At 75.5% G+C, this 16,405-nt stretch carries 14 protein-coding genes; 12 read left to right on the forward strand and 2 right to left on the reverse strand.

Features of this window, described 5'->3' with window-relative positions; all coding sequences use genetic code 11:
* Positions 1 to 47: 47 nt before the first annotated feature.
* Positions 48 to 1,121, forward strand: coding sequence for an LPXTG cell wall anchor domain-containing protein (locus ABT093_RS04775; RefSeq protein WP_350560378.1), 1,074 nt, complete (start codon positions 48 to 50; stop codon positions 1,119 to 1,121).
* A 79-nt stretch (positions 1,122 to 1,200) separates the two neighbouring features.
* On the opposite strand, the gene ABT093_RS04780 is transcribed toward ABT093_RS04775, so the two are convergent.
* The gene (locus ABT093_RS04780) at positions 1,201 to 1,854 is read right to left on the reverse strand and encodes an ATP-binding protein (RefSeq protein WP_350560380.1); all 654 of its coding nucleotides are present in this window, start codon (positions 1,852 to 1,854) and stop codon (positions 1,201 to 1,203) included.
* A gap of 228 nt (positions 1,855 to 2,082) precedes the next feature.
* On the opposite strand from ABT093_RS04780, the gene ABT093_RS04785 reads away from it, so the two are divergent.
* The 10 genes from ABT093_RS04785 (at position 2,083) to ABT093_RS04830 (ending at position 14,544) form a co-directional block, all read left to right on the forward strand.
* Positions 2,083 to 2,922, forward strand: coding sequence for a hypothetical protein (locus tag ABT093_RS04785; RefSeq protein ID WP_350560382.1), 840 nt, complete (start codon positions 2,083 to 2,085; stop codon positions 2,920 to 2,922).
* A gap of 204 nt (positions 2,923 to 3,126) precedes the next feature.
* Positions 3,127 to 3,885 carry a YcnI family copper-binding membrane protein gene (locus tag ABT093_RS04790; protein WP_350560384.1) on the forward strand — a complete coding sequence of 253 codons (759 nt, stop codon included), beginning with the start codon at positions 3,127 to 3,129 and terminating at the stop codon, positions 3,883 to 3,885.
* A 102-nt stretch (positions 3,886 to 3,987) separates the two neighbouring features.
* Positions 3,988 to 4,677: an SCO family protein gene (locus tag ABT093_RS04795; RefSeq protein ID WP_350560386.1), complete on the forward strand. Its 690-nt coding sequence runs from the start codon at positions 3,988 to 3,990 to the stop codon at positions 4,675 to 4,677.
* Positions 4,674 to 5,180, forward strand: a complete 507-nt coding sequence (locus tag ABT093_RS04800; protein WP_350560388.1) for a copper chaperone PCu(A)C — start codon at positions 4,674 to 4,676, stop codon at positions 5,178 to 5,180. Before ABT093_RS04795 ends, ABT093_RS04800 begins: the two co-directional genes overlap by 4 nt.
* Positions 5,181 to 5,194: 14 nt before the next feature.
* On the forward strand, positions 5,195 to 7,309 hold the full coding sequence (locus ABT093_RS04805) for a copper resistance CopC/CopD family protein (protein WP_350560390.1): 2,115 nt from the start codon (positions 5,195 to 5,197) through the stop codon (positions 7,307 to 7,309).
* 14 nt (positions 7,310 to 7,323) lie between these two features.
* Positions 7,324 to 8,649 (forward strand): iron uptake transporter deferrochelatase/peroxidase subunit, encoded by a 1,326-nt coding sequence (gene efeB, locus ABT093_RS04810; RefSeq protein ID WP_350560392.1) that lies wholly within the window; start codon positions 7,324 to 7,326, stop codon positions 8,647 to 8,649.
* Positions 8,650 to 8,797: 148 nt separating this feature from the next.
* Positions 8,798 to 9,733, forward strand: a complete 936-nt coding sequence (gene pheA / locus ABT093_RS04815; RefSeq protein ID WP_350560394.1) for a prephenate dehydratase — start codon at positions 8,798 to 8,800, stop codon at positions 9,731 to 9,733.
* A 570-nt stretch (positions 9,734 to 10,303) separates the two neighbouring features.
* Positions 10,304 to 11,578, forward strand: a complete 1,275-nt coding sequence (gene serS / locus ABT093_RS04820) for a serine--tRNA ligase (RefSeq protein WP_350560396.1) — start codon at positions 10,304 to 10,306, stop codon at positions 11,576 to 11,578.
* A gap of 69 nt (positions 11,579 to 11,647) precedes the next feature.
* Positions 11,648 to 12,502 (forward strand): HAD family hydrolase, encoded by an 855-nt coding sequence (locus tag ABT093_RS04825; protein ID WP_350560398.1) that lies wholly within the window; start codon positions 11,648 to 11,650, stop codon positions 12,500 to 12,502.
* 203 nt (positions 12,503 to 12,705) lie between these two features.
* The gene (locus ABT093_RS04830; protein WP_350560400.1) at positions 12,706 to 14,544 is read left to right on the forward strand and encodes an LCP family protein; all 1,839 of its coding nucleotides are present in this window, start codon (positions 12,706 to 12,708) and stop codon (positions 14,542 to 14,544) included.
* 79 nt (positions 14,545 to 14,623) lie between these two features.
* Here the strand turns inward: ABT093_RS04830 and ABT093_RS04835 are convergent, their stop codons facing one another.
* The gene (locus ABT093_RS04835; protein ID WP_350560402.1) at positions 14,624 to 15,388 is read right to left on the reverse strand and encodes a sporulation protein; all 765 of its coding nucleotides are present in this window, start codon (positions 15,386 to 15,388) and stop codon (positions 14,624 to 14,626) included.
* Between the two features lie 254 nt (positions 15,389 to 15,642).
* Between ABT093_RS04835 and ABT093_RS04840 the strand changes: the two genes are divergently transcribed.
* Positions 15,643 to 16,383 (forward strand): FadR/GntR family transcriptional regulator, encoded by a 741-nt coding sequence (locus tag ABT093_RS04840; protein ID WP_350560404.1) that lies wholly within the window; start codon positions 15,643 to 15,645, stop codon positions 16,381 to 16,383.
* Positions 16,384 to 16,405: the final 22 nt, after the last annotated feature.

Below are 16,405 nucleotides of genomic sequence, written 5' to 3' on the forward strand. Positions count from 1 at the left end.
AAGCACTGACCTACCGTCACCACCAACGACCGCCGGAGACCTGTATCGTGCGCACCTCCCGCCTCACCGCCGCAGCCGCCGTGCTGCTGCTCACCACCGGCGCGTCGATCGCCGGCACCACCGGCGCCTTCGCCGCCGACGTCACGCCGAGTGCCGCGGCCACCGCGACGGCCGAGCCCACCGCGACCGCCGACTCCACCGCGACCCCGACCGCCGAACCCACCGCCACCGCCACCGCCGGACCCACCGCGCCCCCGACCGCCGAACCCACCGCCACGGCGACGGCGACGCCGTCGGCCACCGCCACGCCGACACCGACCGGCACCCCGTCGGCCACGTCCACCCCCACCTCGACCGTACCGACCCCGATCCCGCCGTACGGCTGCCTCGGCATCTCGCAGTCCCCGATGCCCGTCACCGGCAGCGGCCCGGCCGGCGGCCTGGTCGTCGCCGGCGGCGCCCCGCAGGACTTCACCGTGGTGTTCGAGAACATCAGCACCACGAAGGTCCAGAAGCTCCTCGTCAACGCCTGGCTCGCCGCGCCGATGGGCCCCGACGCTCCCGGAGTGCAGGCCCGCGTGGGCGACTCCGACTGGCAGACCGTCTTCTACGGCGGCCACCCGACGGCCCTCGGCTCCTTCCCGGTCGAGCGCGGCGCGAAGCTCACCGTGAAGCTCCGGGTGACCGCCGGCGCGAAGACCCCGCTCGGTTCCTACGGCTTCACCCTCAGCGGCCAGTCCGAGATCCTTCCGCCCGGCTCGGCCCAGGCCTACAAGTACGACTGCCCCCAGCTCAACGGCTCGTACACGGGCAGTGTCAAGGTCACCGACAAGGCGCCGGCCACCACCGCGCCCCCGGCCACCGGCGAGCCCTCGCCCACCGCCACGCCCACCGCGACCGGCTCCCCGAGCGCCTCGGCCTCGCCGTCGCCGTCCCGGACCGCCGGCACCACCGGCACGGGCACCACCCGGAACTCCGGCGGCACCACCGGCGGCCGCCTCGCCGAGACCGGCGCGAGCTCCAGCACCGCCCCGCTCGCCGTCACCGGCGGCGTCGCCGTCCTGCTCGGCGCCGGCGCGGTCGTGATTGCCCGCCGCCGCAAGGCCGCCGCCCGCGGCTGAGCCATCGCCCCGTCCCGCCCGCGCGCACCGCCGCCCGGGCGGGACGCCGCGTTCCGGGCCCGCACCACGGCGCCCGGGGCTACGAGGCCCGGGGCAGCAGCGCGTCGTCCTGCCACTTGAGGATCTTGTCGAAGCTGACGATCGCGCCGCGCAGCGGATGGTTGCGCAGCCGGACGTGGTCGGTGAGGGCGTGGATGAGGAAGAGGCCGCGGCCGGACTCGGCGGTGAGGTCCGGGAGGGCGTCGAGGTCCAGCGGCCGCAGCAGGGGCGGCGGCGCCGGCTCGGCGCCCGGCGGCAGGACGTGGGTGTCGTACGGGCGGCCGTCGCGGCGCGGGCGGTGCGCGGTGAGCAGCGGCCCGGGGACGGTGGGCCGCCCGCGCCGTGCGCGGGGGCGGGGCTGCGGACGGCCGGCCGGACGGGCCGGCGGGGCCGGGGCGGGGGCCGGACGGCGGGCCGCCGGGGCGGCGGGGCCGGGCAGGCCGGGGCCCGAGTCGGTCACCTCGATCCGCAGCAGGTCCCCGCTGATCGACGCGGTGACCTGGTAGCCGTCGTCGGGCCCACCGCCCGCGCCGTGCTCGACGGCGTTGGCGCAGGCCTCGCTGAGGGCGACGCCGAGGTCGTGGGCGATCTGCGGGTCGACACCGGCGGTCGCCATCGCGCCCAGCAGTATGCGGCGGGCCAACGGCACGCTGGCCGGGTCGCGCTTGAGGTGCAGAGTCCACCAGATGTCCACGGGAGGTCCCTCCTGGCTGCGGCTCCACATATAACGAGGTATCTCCGGACGGTGCGCAGGTGAACCGTGCCGGGGGTGCGCCACCACCCGTTCGGCGGATGGACGGGGGGACGGGCATGTGCCGGGCGGCGCATGTCCGGGGTGGTGCGCGGGGCCGATCGGGGCATTCGTCGGGATTTCCCACCCTGCCGGTCCGGCGGGTGTGCGCGATGAGATGATGGCCCGGCCATGACTGCCCCAGCCGCCGCCCCGCACCCGGGCGCCCCCGCACCGGACGCGCCGGTGGGGGCCGCCGCCTGGGACCTGCGGCTTGCCCGGGCGGTCCCGTTCGCCCTGGTGTGCACGCTGATCGCGGCCGCCGGGCACGCGCTGGCGGGCGGCGGGGACGTCGCCCTTCCCGCACTCGCGACCGGGTTCGCCGCCGTCCTGGTGCTCGCCGCCGCCTTCGGCGCGCGGGAGCGCTCGCTCGGCGCGATCGCCGGGGCGCTGGCGGCGGGCCAGTTCGGGCTGCACTGCCTCTTCCACTCCTTCGGCGGCCACGCGGCCGCCGGCGCGGCCGGCGCGCACCACGGCGGTCCGCTGGGCTCCGGCCCGCTGACCCTGCCGCAGGTGGCCGGCCGGCTGGTCTGCAACGAGGCCCGGCCCGGCACCCTGATCGGACTGCCCGGCAGTCCGACCGCCGAGCAACTGGTCGCCGGCGCGGGGCTGGACCCGCAGGCCTACGCGGCCGCGCCCTGGTGGCAGGGCGGGGTGCTCGGGATGACGCCGACGATGCTGGCGGCCCACCTGGCCGCGGCCCTGGTGGCCGGCTGGTGGCTGCGGCGCGGCGAGGCGGCGCTCTGGCGGCTGGTGCGGATCGCCGCGTCGACCGCGCGCGCCCGCGGCCAGGCGCCGCTGCGCACCGCCTGCGCGCTGGCCGCGGTGCTGCTGCGCGGCCTGTTCGGCCTGCCCGCCGGCCCGGTGCGCCGGTCCGGCGGCCGCGGCGGGGACGACCCGCTGCCGGCCGGTGCCGCGCTGCGGCACAGCGTGGTGCGGCGCGGTCCGCCGCTCGGGGCGCTCGCGTACTGACCCGCGCCCGCCACGCCCCGGTGTCCCCCACCGGCGGTGGCCCGACGGACGGGTGTACGCGGCAGCAGCGCCGTACCCGCCGACTCGCGCGGTCCTGCGGCCTCCCCCACGTCCTCCCCGCCGCGCGGCCCCGCCGCGGCACGGATCCTCCCGTGCCCGGGAGCGGGCCTGCCCGCCGAGCCTCCGAACGGAGACACCAACCCCATGCGTTCCCTCTCCCCCCGCCGTACCGCCGCCGTCGCCCTCGCCGCAGCCGCCGCCGTGGTGGCGCTGGCCGGCCCCGCCTCCGCGCACGTCAGCGTGAACCCGGGCAGCGCCGAGCAGGGCGGCTACACCGCCGTCGACTTCCGGGTCCCGAACGAGAACGACACCGCCGGCACCGTGAAGCTGGAGGTCAACCTCCCGCTGGACCACCCGCTGGCCTCGGTGCGCACCCAGCCGCTGCCGGGCTGGACCGCCACCGTCGAGAAGGCCAAGCTGGACAAGCCGATCAAGGTGCACGGCAACGACGTCAACGAGGCCGTCTCCAAGATCACCTGGACCGCCGACGCCGGGGTGAAGATCGCCCCCGGCCAGTTCCAGGAGTTCCGCGTCTCGCTCGGCCCGCTGCCGACCGACACCGACACCATGGTCTTCAAGGCGCTGCAGAGCTACGACAACGGCGACATCGTCCGCTGGATCGACGAGGCCAAGGACGGCCAGCCGGAGCCCGCCAAGCCCGCTCCGGTGCTGAAGCTGACCAAGGCCACCTCCGCCGACGGCCACGGCGTGTCCGCCACCGCCTCCCCGTCGGCCGCCGCCGGCGGGCACGGCGACGCCGCCAAGGCCGAGGCCGCCTCCGACGACAAGGCCAGTGACTCCACCGCCCGGGTGCTCGGCGTCGTCGGCATCGTGGTCGGCGTGATCGGCACCGCCGTCGGCCTCCTCGGCCTGCGCCGCAAGAGCGGCGGCTCGGCCTCCTGACCCCCGCACCGGCGGGGGCCGCGCCCGGCACCCGCCGCGCCGCGCCCGCGTTCCGGGCGCGGCCCCCGCCGGTGATCCACCGCACACGATCGGACCTCTCCCATGCCCCGCTCCGCCCGTACCGCCCGCACCGCCCGTCCGGCCCGGCTGGCCGGCGCCACCGCCGTCGCGCTGGCCGCCGCGCTCGCCCTGACCGCCTGCGGCTCCGACGGCGGCGGTTCCGCCTCGCCCGCCAAGGTCGTCCAGCAGAAGTCGGACTCGCCCTACGAGGGCACCGTGCTCGGCAAGAACTTCGAGAAGCCGGACCTCCAGCTGACCGACACCTCCGGCCAGCCGTACGACCTGCGCCAGAAGACCAACGGCAAGACCACCCTGCTGTTCTTCGGCTACACCAGCTGCCCGGACGTCTGCCCGACCACCATGGGCGACGTCGGCGTGGCGATGAAGAAGCTCTCCCCGGAGGAGCGGCAGAACGTCAACGTCGTGTTCGTCTCCACCGACCCGCAGCGCGACACCCCGCAGGTGCTGCGCACCTGGCTGGACTCGATGGGCAGCGACTTCATAGGCCTGACCGGTGACCTGGAGAAGGTGAAGGCCGCCGCCAAGTCGCTGGGCATCCTGATCGAGGACCCGGTCGTCAACGGGGACGGCACCGTCACCTCCACCCACGGCGCCCAGGTGCTGGCCTTCCTGCCCTCCGACGACAAGGCCCACGTGCTCTACCTGAGCGGCACCGAGGTGAAGACCTACGAGCACGACCTGCCGCTGCTCGCCAAGGGGGTCGCCGCGTGAAGGGCACCCTCGGCTTCCGCCGGACGGCACTCGCGGGGGCGGCTGTGGCGACGGCACTGGGCGCCGGCGCGTTCCTGGTCGCCTGCGGGGCAGGCGGCCAGGACGGCGCCGGCGGCCCCTCCGGCGGCGCCGCGGCGAAGCTGAGCATCGCCGACTCCTACATCCCGATGCCGCCGGCCGGCGGGATGGCGGCCGGTTACCTGACGGTGCGCAACGACGGCGGCCAGGGCGACGAACTGCTCAAGGTCTCCAGCCCCGGCGCCTCCTCGGTGACCATGCACCGCTCCACCGCCGGCTCCATGGAGCAGGTCGAGAAGCTGGACGTCCCCGCGAACGGCACGCTGCAGCTCGCCCGCGGCGGCACCCATCTGATGATCATGGGATGGCAGAAGGCCCCCGCCCTCGGCGACGAGCTCGAACTCGATCTGACCTTCGCGCGGACCGGCACCGTCTCGGTCAAGGTACCGGTCAAGGAGCTCACCTACCGCCCCGGCCAGAGTTGAGGGACCCTCGCACCATGCTGATCGCACCGGGACTCATGGGACGGCGGATCGCCGGGCTGCTCGGCGTGCTCGGCGCCGTCCTCGCGCTGCTGCTCGCCGGCGCCGGGCCGGCCGCCGCGCACGCCGCCCTGCAGTCCACCGACCCCGCGCAGAACGCCGTCCTGCCCACCGCGCCGCCGTCCGTCACGCTGACCTTCAGCGAGGCCGTCTCGCTCTCCGCGGACTCGGTGCGGGTGCTCGACCCGGCCGGAAAGGCGGTGGACGCGGGCAGCCCCGCGCACGCCGACGGCAAGGACAACACCGCCCGCGTCGGGCTCGGCAGCGGGCTCGCCGACGGCACCTACACCGTCGCCTGGCGGGCCGTGTCGGACGACTCGCACCCGATCGGCGGGGCGTTCACCTTCTCCATCGGCGCCCCCTCGGCGACCACCGTCTCCACCACCGAGCTCCAGAGCGCCGAGGCGGACGGCCTGGTCGCCGCGCTCTACGGCACCGGCCGGGCCGTCGCCTACGGGGCCTTCGCGCTGCTCGCCGGCGCGGCCGCCTTCGTGCTGCTCTGCTGGCCGGCCGGGGCGGCCCGGCGCCCGGTGCAGCGGCTGCTGATGAGCGGCTGGGTGGCGCTGCTGGTGTCCACCGTCGCGGTGCTGATGCTGCGCGGCCCGTACGAGCGGGGCTCGGGGATCGGCAAGGCGTTCGACCTGTCGCTGGTCCGCGCCACGCTGGACGAGCGGATCGGCACCGCGCTGGCCGCCAGGCTGCTGCTGCTCGCGGCGAGCGGGGTGTTCCTGTCGCTGCTGGTCGGCCAGCTCGGACAGCAGCCGGCCGCCCGTGCCGCCGGGACCGGTACGGCCGGTACGCCCGGTGCGGCCGGGCCGGCGGAGGGCGACGCCGAGGAGGCCGAGCTGCGGGAGCTGGAGCGGCGCGCCGCCGAACGCCCGCAGCGCGATGCCCGGCTGGGCCTCGGGGTGGCCGGGCTGGTGCTGGCCGTCGCCCTCTCGGCGACCTGGGCCGGCGCCGACCACGCCTCGGTGGGCATCCAGGTCTGGCTCGCGCTGCCGCTCGGCATGCTCCACCTGGTCGCGATGGCCCTGTGGCTGGGCGGCCTGGCCGCCATGCTGGTCGGGCTGCGCGAGGGGATCGGCGCGGACGTCGCCGACCGCTTCTCGAAGATCGCCTTCGGCGCCGTCGTGGTGCTGGCCGGCACCGGCCTCTACCAGTCCTGGCGCGGCCTCGGCACCTGGGGCGCGCTGACCGGCACCGACTACGGCCGGATGCTGCTGGTGAAGACCGGCTGCGTGATCGCCATGCTCGCCGCCGCCTGGATGTCCCGCGGCCGACTGGCCCGGCTGCGGGCCACCCCGGAGGAGGCGGCCGAGGTCGTCCCGGCGGCGGTCGCCGTCGCGGCCGGTACCGGTCCGGACCGCGGAACCGTCACCGACGGGGACGCCACGGGCGGGGACGTCACCGACGGGGACGCCACGGGCGGGGACGTCACGGGCACGGACTCCGACGACCCGGTCCGGCGGGCCCAGCTGGCCCGGCAGCGGGCCGCCCGGGAGAACGCCGACCGGGACCGCGGGCTCACCCCGGCCCGCGCCGCGCTGCGCCGTTCGGTGCTGATCGAGGCGGCCGTGGCGGTGGCCGTCCTGGTCGCCACCACCCTGCTCACCAACTCCCCGCCCGGGCGGGTGGCGGGCGAGGTCGGGGCCGCGGCGGCGAACGGCACCGCCCCGGCGGCGGCCGGCGGCACCGGCGGCGCGCCCGCGCCGCAGACGGTGCCGGGCCGGACCGTGGAGCTCACGCTCCCGTACGACACCAAGGGCCGCACCCCGAACGCCAAGGGCACCGCGACGGTCACCCTCAACCCGGCGGGCACCGGGTCGAACGAGGTGCACCTGAAGCTGGACGGCACGGACGGACAGCCGGTCGAGGTGCCGGAGGTGGAGCTCGCCTTCACCCTGCCGGACCGCGACCTCGGCCCGCTCACCGTCCCGCTCACCGCCGAGGGCACCGGGCGCTGGGCCGGGACGGCGCAGCTGCCGCTCACCGGGAACTGGGTGGTGTCGGTGGTCATCAGATCCTCCGACATCGACCAGACCACGGAGATCAAGCAGCTGAAGATCGGATAGGGCGGACCATCCCCATGGAGACCAGCACCGACAGCACCGGCGCCACCGGCGCCACCGACGCCACCGCCGCGCCCGGGGGCACCACCGGGGGCACCGCCCCCGGCTTCACCCGGCGGGCCCTGCTGGGCACCGCCGGGGCCGGCCTGGTGGTCGGCGCGGGCGCCGGCGCCGCCGCCGCCCTGACCGCGGAGCGGCGCGACCCGCCGGCCCCGGCCGGCGGCGCCGCGCCCGGCCCGGCCCTCGGGCTCGCCCGGGTGGACTTCCACGGCGAGCGCCAGGGCGGGATCCTCGAACCCCAGCAGGCGCGGGTCCAGCTGGCCGCCTTCGACCTGGCCGGCGGGGCCGGCCGGGACGGCCTGCGCACCCTGCTCCGGCGCTGGTCGCGCACGGCCGCCCGGATGGCCGCGGGCGAGCCGGCCGACGAGTTCGACGACCAGGTCGCCCTGGACGCTGGCCCCTGCTCGCTCACCGTCACCTTCGGCTTCGGCGCGGGCCTGTTCGACAAGACCGGCCTGGCCGACCGCCGGCCGGCCGGACTCGAACCGCTGCCCGCCTTCCCGGCCGACGCGCTGGACCCGGCGCGCGGGGACGGCGACCTGTTCGTGCAGGTCGGCGCGGACGACGCGCTGGTGGCGGTGCACGCCCTGCGGGTGCTGCAGCGCCAGGCGGCCGGCACGGCGGCGCTGCGCTGGCAGATGTCCGGCTTCGCCCGGACGCCCGGCGCCACCGCCACCCCGATGACCGGGCGCAACCTGATGGGCCAGATCGACGGCACCAACAACCCGCGGCCCGGCGAGGACGGCTTCGCGGCCAAGGTGTTCGTCGCCGCCGGGGGAGAGCAGCCGGCCTGGCTGGCGGGCGGCTCGTTCCTGGTGTTCCGGCGGATCCGGATGCTGCTGGACAACTGGGAGGCGCTGCCGGTGGAGCGCCAGGAGCGGGTGATCGGACGGCGCAAGGCGGACGGCGCCCCGCTCGGCGCCCCCGCCGGCGCGGGCGAGCGGGCACCGGTGGACCTCGCGGCCCAGGGGCCGGACGGCTCGCTGGCCATCCCGGCGGACGCGCACGTCCGGGTCGCCGCACCGGCCGCCAACGGCGGGGCGGCCATGCTGCGGCGCGGGTTCTCGTACCACGACGGGCTGCTGGCCGACGGCTCGCCGGACGCCGGGCTGCTCTTCCTCGCCTTCCAGGCCGACCCGCGCACCGGGTTCACCCCCGTGCAGCGCAAGCTGGCCCGGGGCGACGGGCTCTCCCGCTTCCTGCGGCACGAGGCGAGCGGCGTGTACGCCGTCCCGCCGGGCGCGCCGCAGGGCGGGTACGTCGGGCAGCCCCTGCTCGACTGACCCGCCCGGCCCGTCCGGTTGTCCACCGGTCGTCCGTCCTCCTCCCACGGATCGGAACGCGGTCACGGGAGGGGGACGAAGTGGCTAAGGTGACTTCTTTCGGCGATCCGCCGTTGTTCCCACCGGTCCCGTTCCCCTTGGAGGCGTCATGTCGGCCACCCGCTACACGTACCTCGGGCCGGCGGGCACCTTTACCGAGGCGGCCCTGCGCACCCTGCCGGAGGCGGCGACCCGGGAGCTGGTGCCGATGTCCTCGGTGCAGCTGGTGCTGGACGCGGTGCGCGCCGGCGAGGCGTCCGGCGCGTTCGTGCCGATCGAGAACTCGGTCGAGGGCGCCGTCACGGCGACCAACGACGAGCTGGCCTCCGGCGCGCCGCTGATGATCTACCGCGAGGTGCTGCTGCCGATCACCTTCGCGCTGCTGGTGCGGCCGGGCACCGCGCTGGCCGACGTGAAGACCGTCACCAGCCACCCGGTGGCCCAGGCGCAGGTCCGCCGCTGGCTGGCCGCCAACCTGCCGGACGCGCACTGGGAGTCCGCCGCCTCCAACGCGGACGGCGCCCGGCTGGTCGCCGAGGGCCGCTACGACGGGGCGTTCGCGGGCGAGTTCGCGGCGCCGATCTACGGCCTGGACCCGCTGGTCAAGGACATCGTGGACGCGCAGAGCGCGACCACCCGGTTCGTGCTGACCGGCCGGCCCGGGCGGGTCTCCTCGCCGACCGGGACGGACAAGACCTCGATGGTGGTCTGGCTGCCGGACGACCACCCGGGCGCGCTGCTGGAGCTGCTCCAGGAGTTCGCGGTGCGCGGGGTCAACCTGATGCGGATCGAGTCCCGGCCGACCGGGGAGGGGCTGGGCAACTACTGCTTCCTCATCGACTGCGAGGGGCACCTCAGCGACCGCCGGGTCGGTGAGGCCGTGATGGGGCTGAAGCGGATCTGCCCGCAGGTGCGATTCCTCGGTTCCTATCCGCGCGCCGACCGGCGGGCCTCGGAGCACCAGCGGCCCGGCACCTCGGACGCCGATTTCGGCGCGGCCGCGGACTGGCTCTCCCGCTGCCTCGACGGGCGCGGGGACATCTGAGTCCACCCGGGCAGCCGGAGGCCCGGACAGCCGGGCGCCCGGCCGGACATCCGGACTCCGGGCACCCGGGCACCCGGACATCCGGGCGTCATTCGGAAGTCGGCTGTCCTTTTCGAACCGTTTTCCACCCCGCCGGGCGGCCGTCCACAGGGCGGCCGACCCGGTGCGGGGCTTGTCCACAGGGGTGGGCACTGTCCACAGGCCCGAGTTATCCACAGGTCTGGGGATGAGTCGACAAACCGCTATAGCCACTGCGCGTTTCGGTCGGATCATCGGTTTGCGTCGCAGAGATGACCAATCGGACCAGAGTCACCCGGGTGCCAGCAAATCACCCGTCCGAGTGCTTCAATTCCCTCACCCGGGAAGGTCAAATCAGGTTTGAAACCTGAATTCCATGGTTCTTCTCCTCGCCCACCGGCGCGGCCCCACGATCCACAGCCCGGGCGGAGCGCCTGTGGATAACCGGCCTCCGGACGGTTTCCCACCTGGGTTATCCACAGGCTGGGGCGAGTTATCCCCAGGCGAAAACCGGTACCGGTGGACAGGCCCCCGCCCGGTAGGCTTGGGCCCGTGATTGACCTTCGCCTGCTCCGTGAGGACCCTGACCGAGTGCGCGCCTCGCAGCGCGTCCGTGGCGAGGACGTCGACCTGGTCGACGCCCTCCTCTCCGCCGACGAACGCCGCCGGTCCTCGGGCACGCGCTTCGACGAACTGCGCAACGAGCAGAAGTCGCTCGGCAAGCTCGTCGCCAAGGCCCAGGGCGAGGAGAAGGCCGCCCTGCTCCAGCGCACCAAGGAGCTGGCCGCCGAGGTCAAGGCCGCCGACGCCGAGCAGACCGGGGCCAAGGAGGAGGCCGAGCGCCTGCTGCGCTCGCTGGCGAACCTCATCGACCCGGCCGCCCCGGTCGGCGGCGAGGAGGACTTCGTCACCCTGGAGGAGATCGGCACCCCGCGCGACTTCGCCGCCGAGGGCTTCGAGCCCCGCGACCACGTCGAGCTGGGCCAGCTGCTGGGCGCGATCGACACCGAGCGCGGTGCCAAGGTCGCCGGTGCCCGGTCGTACTACCTGACCGGTGTCGGCGCGCTGCTGGAGCTCGCCCTGGTCAACATGGCGATCGCCCAGGCCACCGCCGCCGGCTTCATCCCGATGATCACCCCGGCCCTGGTCCGCCCGGCCGCCATGGACGGCACCGGCTTCCTCGGCCAGGCCGCCGAGAACGTGTACTTCCTGGAGGGCGACGACCGCTACCTCGTCGGCACCAGCGAGGTCCCGCTCGCGGCGTACCACATGGACGAGATCCTCGACGCCGAGAAGCTGCCGCTGCGCTACGCCGGCTACTCGTCCTGCTTCCGCCGCGAGGCCGGCACCTACGGCAAGGACACCCGCGGCATCATCCGCGTCCACCAGTTCGAGAAGGTGGAGATGTTCGTCTTCACCACGCCCGAGGACGCCGAGAACGAGCACCGCCGCCTGCTCCAGTGGGAGAAGGACTTCCTCAACGCGCTCGAACTGCCCTACCGGGTGATCGACGTCGCGTCCGGCGACCTCGGCGCCTCGGCCGCGCGCAAGTTCGACATCGAGGCCTGGGTCCCCACCCAGGGCAAGTACCGCGAGGTCACCTCGACCTCGAACACCACCGAGTACCAGTCCCGCCGCCTCGCCATCCGGATGCGCGAGGAGGGCAAGGTCCGCCCGCTGGCCACGCTGAACGGCACCCTGGTCGCGATCCCGCGCACCATCGTGGCGCTCCTGGAGAACCACCAGCAGGCCGACGGCTCGGTCGTCGTCCCGGAGGCCCTGCGCCCCTACCTCGGCGGACGCACCGTCCTGGACCCGGTCAAGTAGCACCGGCACCGGCCACCACCGCGGCGACGCGGCCGCAGCAACGAAGCAACTCCCGGGAGACCACGGCCCATGAGCACCACCAGCCCCAGCCCCGTCTCCCCCGCGGACGGTGGCGGCCTGCCCTTCAGGCTGGTCGCCACCGACCTCGACGGCACTCTGCTGAACACCGCGGAGAACGTCTCCTCGCGCACCCGCGCCGCGCTGGCCGACGCCACCGCGGCCGGGGCGCTGCACATCATCGTCACCGGCCGCTCGGCCGCCTGGGCCCGCCCGGTCTTCGACGAGATCGGCTACCGGGGCATAGCCGTCTGCGGCCAGGGCGCCCAGGTCTACGACGCGGGCGCGCACAAGCTGCTCACCTCGCTCACCCTGGACCGCCGGCTGGCCGCGCTCGCGATCGAGAAGATCGAGGCCGAGACCGGCCCGCTGGCCGTCGCCGCCAACCAGGACGGCCTGGAGGGCCAGGTGCTGGCCGGCCCCGGCTACGAGCTGCTGATCGGCTCCGACCTGCCGGTCGTGCGCACCGCCAAGGACGAACTGCTCACCGCCCCGATCAGCAAGCTGTACATCCAGCACCGCGGCCTGACCGACGACGCGCTCGCCGAGGCCGCCCGCCGCGCGGCCGGCGACCTGGTCGGCGTGGTGATGGCCGGCGCCGGCATCGTCGAGCTGCTGCCGCTCGGCCTCTCCAAGGCCACCGGGCTGGCCGTCGCCGCCCGCCGGCTCGGGGTGAAGGCCGCCGACACCATCGCCTTCGGCGACATGCCCAACGACGTGCCGATGTTCGGCTGGGCGCGGCACGGCGTCGCGATGGCCAACGCGCACCAGGAGCTGCTCGCGGTCGCCGACGAGGTCACCCTGAGCAACGACGAGGACGGCGTGGCGGCCGTGCTGGAGCGGCTGTTCCCCGCCGGGCTGGTCTGACGGCGCCCCGATCCGCCTGCGCCGCGGCCGGGTGAACCGGCTTTCCGGGTCACCCGGTTCAGCCGTTGGAGTGACAGTGCGCCGAGCCCCGGCGGCGAAGCCGCGGGTCGGCGGGGGTGCGGCCGTCTTCGGCGGCCGGGCGGCCCCGGAGGAGTTTGTATGCTCCCAGGGTTGCCCGCTTCCGCCGCTGAGAGGTGCGCGCCATGTCAGTCCAGTGGGGCGAGAGCCCGCCGGATCCGGCCGGATGGCGGCATGCCGAGGGCGGCGTGCGGACCGGACCGCCCGAGGACGCCCCCGGCCGGTTCCCGGTGCCGCGCACCGGCGGCCGGGCCGAGGCCCGGCACGCCGCGCAGGGCCGGGCCGGACAGAGCCGCGGCGCACAGAACCGGACGGCGCAGGGCCGCACACCCCAGAACCGCACCGTGCAGGGCTGGCTCGTGCAGGACCGCCCCGCCCCGCCCCGGCCGGGCCGCGGCCGGGCCGACGGCCGGCGCCGACCGCGCGCGGGCCTGCGCGGCGCCCGGCGGCTGCTCGCCTGGTCGGTGGCCGGGGTGCTGGTGATGCTGGCCGGCGCCGGGGGCGCGGTGTACTACCGGCTGAACGGCAACCTCCGGTCCTTCGACGGCGATGCCATCGCCCCCGACCGCCCGCCCGAACCGACCGCCGACGCGCACGGCCACCGCCCCGTCAACGTGCTGCTGATCGGCTCCGACTCCCGCTCCGGGCACAACAGCGACCTCGGCGGCGGCGACGAGGGCGGTGCCCGCTCCGACACCACGATCCTGCTGCACGTCTACGCCGACCACCGGCACGCGGTCGGCGTCTCGATCCCGCGCGACGCCCTGGTGACCGTCCCCCGGTGCAAGCTCCCGAACGGCACCTGGACCCGGGAGCAGCCCGGACAGATGTTCAACTCCGCCTTTTCGGTGGGCAATTCCGAGTCCGGTAACCCGGCCTGCACGCAGAACACGGTGGAGCGGCTCACCGGCATCCGGATCGACCACACCATCGAGGTCAACTTCGCCGGCTTCGCCGCGATGACCGGCGCCGTCGGCGGCGTCGACGTCTGCCTGCCGAACGCCGTCCACGAGGGGAACATCAACCCCAACCTGGGCCGGAAGGGCAAGGTGGTGCTGCCCAAGGGCCGCCAGCGGGTCTCCGGCCAGCAGGCGCTGGACTACGTCCGGCTGCGGCACGGCATCGGCGACGACTCGGACGTCGGGCGGATGAAGCGTCAGCAGGCCTTCCTGGCCTCGCTGCTGTCCCGGATCAAGAGCAAGGGGCTGAACCCCGGCACGCTGCTGCCGCTGGCCGACGCCGCCACCCGGTCGATGACCGTCGACCCGGGCCTCGACTCGGCCGCCAAGCTGATGGACTTCGCGCTGACGCTCAAGGAGATCGACCTGCACGAGGTCAAGTTCCTGACCACGCCCTGGCGTTACAACGGCGCGCGGATCGACCTGGTGCACCCCGCGGTCGACACCCTGTGGCGGACCCTGCAGGCCGACCGGACCATCGACGGCCAGGACGCCACCGGCCACCAGCCGGACGCGGCCGCCGCGCCGTCCCCGCCGCCGGCCTCCCCGCCGGCACCGCCGTCCCCGCCGGTCTCCCCGCCGGCCACGCTCGGCGCCGACGGCGCGCCGATCCGGGTCACCGTCCAGAACGGCACCGGCACCCCCGGTCTGGCCGCCCGGGCCGCCGAGACGCTCCGGGCGGCCCGGGTCACCGTCGCCGGGACGGCCACCGCGCGCGGCGGCGCCCGGGCCGCGACCACCGTCGAGTACGGGGCCGGACGGCGGACCGACGCGCAGAAGGTCGCCGCCCTGTTCCCCGGCGCCTCGGTGGCCCCGGGGCGGGGGGCCGGGATCAGCGTGCGGCTCGGCCTGGACTACGCCGCGGGGGCCGCCGGGGCCGCCCGCGGCGCCGCCGCACCGGCCGCCGCGGTGCCGTCCGGCGCCCCGGCCCCGCTGCCCGCCGAGGTGGTCAACGAGGCCCGGTCCGCCGACGACGACATCTGCAGCAACGTCTCCTACGGCTGAACGGCGACGGCCGACCGGCGGAGGCCGAACGACGACGGCCGACGAACCGGCGGCGGACGGCGGGCGGACGCCCGTCGGCTCAGAGCGCGGCGCGGATCCAGCCGTCGACGAGCTCCGTGAGGTCCTCGCCGGCCTGGCCGTGGTCGACCACATGGGTGCGGATGACGTCCCCGCCGCCGCCGAACAGGCCGCCGCGCCGGTCCGCCTCCAGCACCACCTCGACCTTGCCCGGGGTGGTCACGAAGCTGACCTCCAGCGAGTTGCAGGCGTGCGCGTACTGCGGCGCCGAGGAGAACTCGATCTCCTGGTAGAACGGCAGCGTCTGCCCGGTGCCGCGGATGTGCCCGGCCTCCAGGTCCGCCGAGCGGAACCGGAAGCCCAGCTGGAGCAGGGTCTCCAGGATCCGGTGCTGCACCGGCAGCGGCTCGACCCCCAGCGGGTCCGAGTCGCCCTTGTCCAGCGCGCCCGCGATGTCGACCTCGGTGCGCACGCCGAGCTGCATGCCGTGCAGGTGCTGCCCGGCGATGGAGGTGACCGGCGCCTCCCAGGGCACCTGGACGGCGAACGGGATCGAGCGGTTCTCGCCCGGGGCCAGCTTCAGCGGCGCGGTCACCGAGAAGCGCGCGAACGGGTAGAGGCCGGTGCTCTCGCCGTCCTCGTGCTCGATCTCGACCCGGGCGACCAGGGTCAGCGTGATCCCCCGGATGTCCGCCTCGACCGTCCCGCCGGTCAGCTCGACCGTGCCGGCCATCGTCCCGCCGGGCTGCACGACGGGCGTGCTCAGGACGGTGTCGACAGCGGGACCGCCGACGCCCAGGGCACCGAGCAGCTTCTTGAACACCATGCGGACGCTCTCCTCGCATCAGGGGGTGTGGACCGGGGCCCCGTCCTTTGGGGACGACCGGTCGACCGGAGGAACGCCAGGCCGCCCCGGACGGTTCCCGGGCTGTTCACCGCCAGTTGTAGGATGACCGGACAAGTAGTTGTAGGATGACCGACGACCGAGGCCGCAGAGCGGCCGCAAGAGGCCGCAGAGCGCCCGAACAGGGCCCGGCCGGGGCCCGCGCACGGCTGCGGCACCCGGGGGAGGAGACCGCCATGAGCAGCGCGCACAGCGGCCAGGACACGCTGCAGACCGCCGGGCGGCGCTCCCTCGTCGACACCGCGATCGAGCAGCTGCGCGAGCAGCTGAGCGCCGGCGTCTGGCCGGTCGGCTCGCGGATCCCGACCGAGCACGAACTCGCCGAGCGCCTCGGCATCGGACGCAACACCGTCCGCGAGGCGATCCGGGTGCTGGCGCACGCGGGCATGCTGGTCTCCCGGCAGGGCGAGGGCACCTTCGTGCGCTCCACCAGCGACCCGGCCGCCGTCCTGCGCGGCGTGCAGCGCTCCGGGGTGCGGGACGTCCTGGAGGTCCGGGCCGCGCTGGAGACCGAGGCCGCCCGGCTGGCGGCGCTGCGGCACACCCCCGAGGACATCGAGCGGATGCGGGCCGCGCTGGCCCGCGAGGCCGAGGTGATCGCGGCGCACCCCGAGCGGGCCGGCCGCGAGGCGACCGTCGAGCACGACCTGGAGTTCCACACCGCGGTCGTCGAGGCCGCGCACAACCCGGCGCTGACCGAGGTGTACCGCTACTTCGGCGCCTCGGTCCGCGAGTCGATGCGCACGGCGTTCGGCGACCACGACATGCCCGAGGTGGTCGTGGCGACCCACGAGGCCCTCGTCGACGCGATCGAGAGCGGCGACCCCGAGCGGGCCGAGCGGGCGTGTCGCGCGCTGCTCGCCGAGCCGACCGCCGCCGTCGAGCAGCTCCTCGCCGCCATCGCCGCCCGGAAGTGAGCGGGCCCCAGGCCCCCTTCCG

It is taken from the genome of Kitasatospora sp. NPDC002551 (assembly GCF_040296005.1).
Classification (GTDB): Bacteria; Actinomycetota; Actinomycetes; order Streptomycetales; family Streptomycetaceae; genus Kitasatospora.

Bases quoted from the DNA above. Each gene is read 5' to 3' on its own strand.
- ABT093_RS04790 (WP_350560384.1), top strand. From the start codon at position 3,127: ATGCGTTCCCTCTCCCCCCGCCGTACCGCCGCCGTCGCCCTCGCCGCA.
- ABT093_RS04830 (WP_350560400.1), top strand. From the start codon at position 12,706: ATGTCAGTCCAGTGGGGCGAGAGCCCGCCGGATCCGGCCGGATGGCGG.
- ABT093_RS04805 (WP_350560390.1), top strand. From the start codon at position 5,195: ATGCTGATCGCACCGGGACTCATGGGACGGCGGATCGCCGGGCTGCTC.
- ABT093_RS04825 (WP_350560398.1), top strand. From the start codon at position 11,648: ATGAGCACCACCAGCCCCAGCCCCGTCTCCCCCGCGGACGGTGGCGGC.
- ABT093_RS04835 (WP_350560402.1), bottom strand. From the start codon at position 15,388: ATGGTGTTCAAGAAGCTGCTCGGTGCCCTGGGCGTCGGCGGTCCCGCT.
- ABT093_RS04785 (WP_350560382.1), top strand. From the start codon at position 2,083: ATGACTGCCCCAGCCGCCGCCCCGCACCCGGGCGCCCCCGCACCGGAC.
- efeB (WP_350560392.1), top strand. From the start codon at position 7,324: ATGGAGACCAGCACCGACAGCACCGGCGCCACCGGCGCCACCGACGCC.
- ABT093_RS04795 (WP_350560386.1), top strand. From the start codon at position 3,988: ATGCCCCGCTCCGCCCGTACCGCCCGCACCGCCCGTCCGGCCCGGCTG.
- ABT093_RS04840 (WP_350560404.1), top strand. From the start codon at position 15,643: ATGAGCAGCGCGCACAGCGGCCAGGACACGCTGCAGACCGCCGGGCGG.
- pheA (WP_350560394.1), top strand. From the start codon at position 8,798: ATGTCGGCCACCCGCTACACGTACCTCGGGCCGGCGGGCACCTTTACC.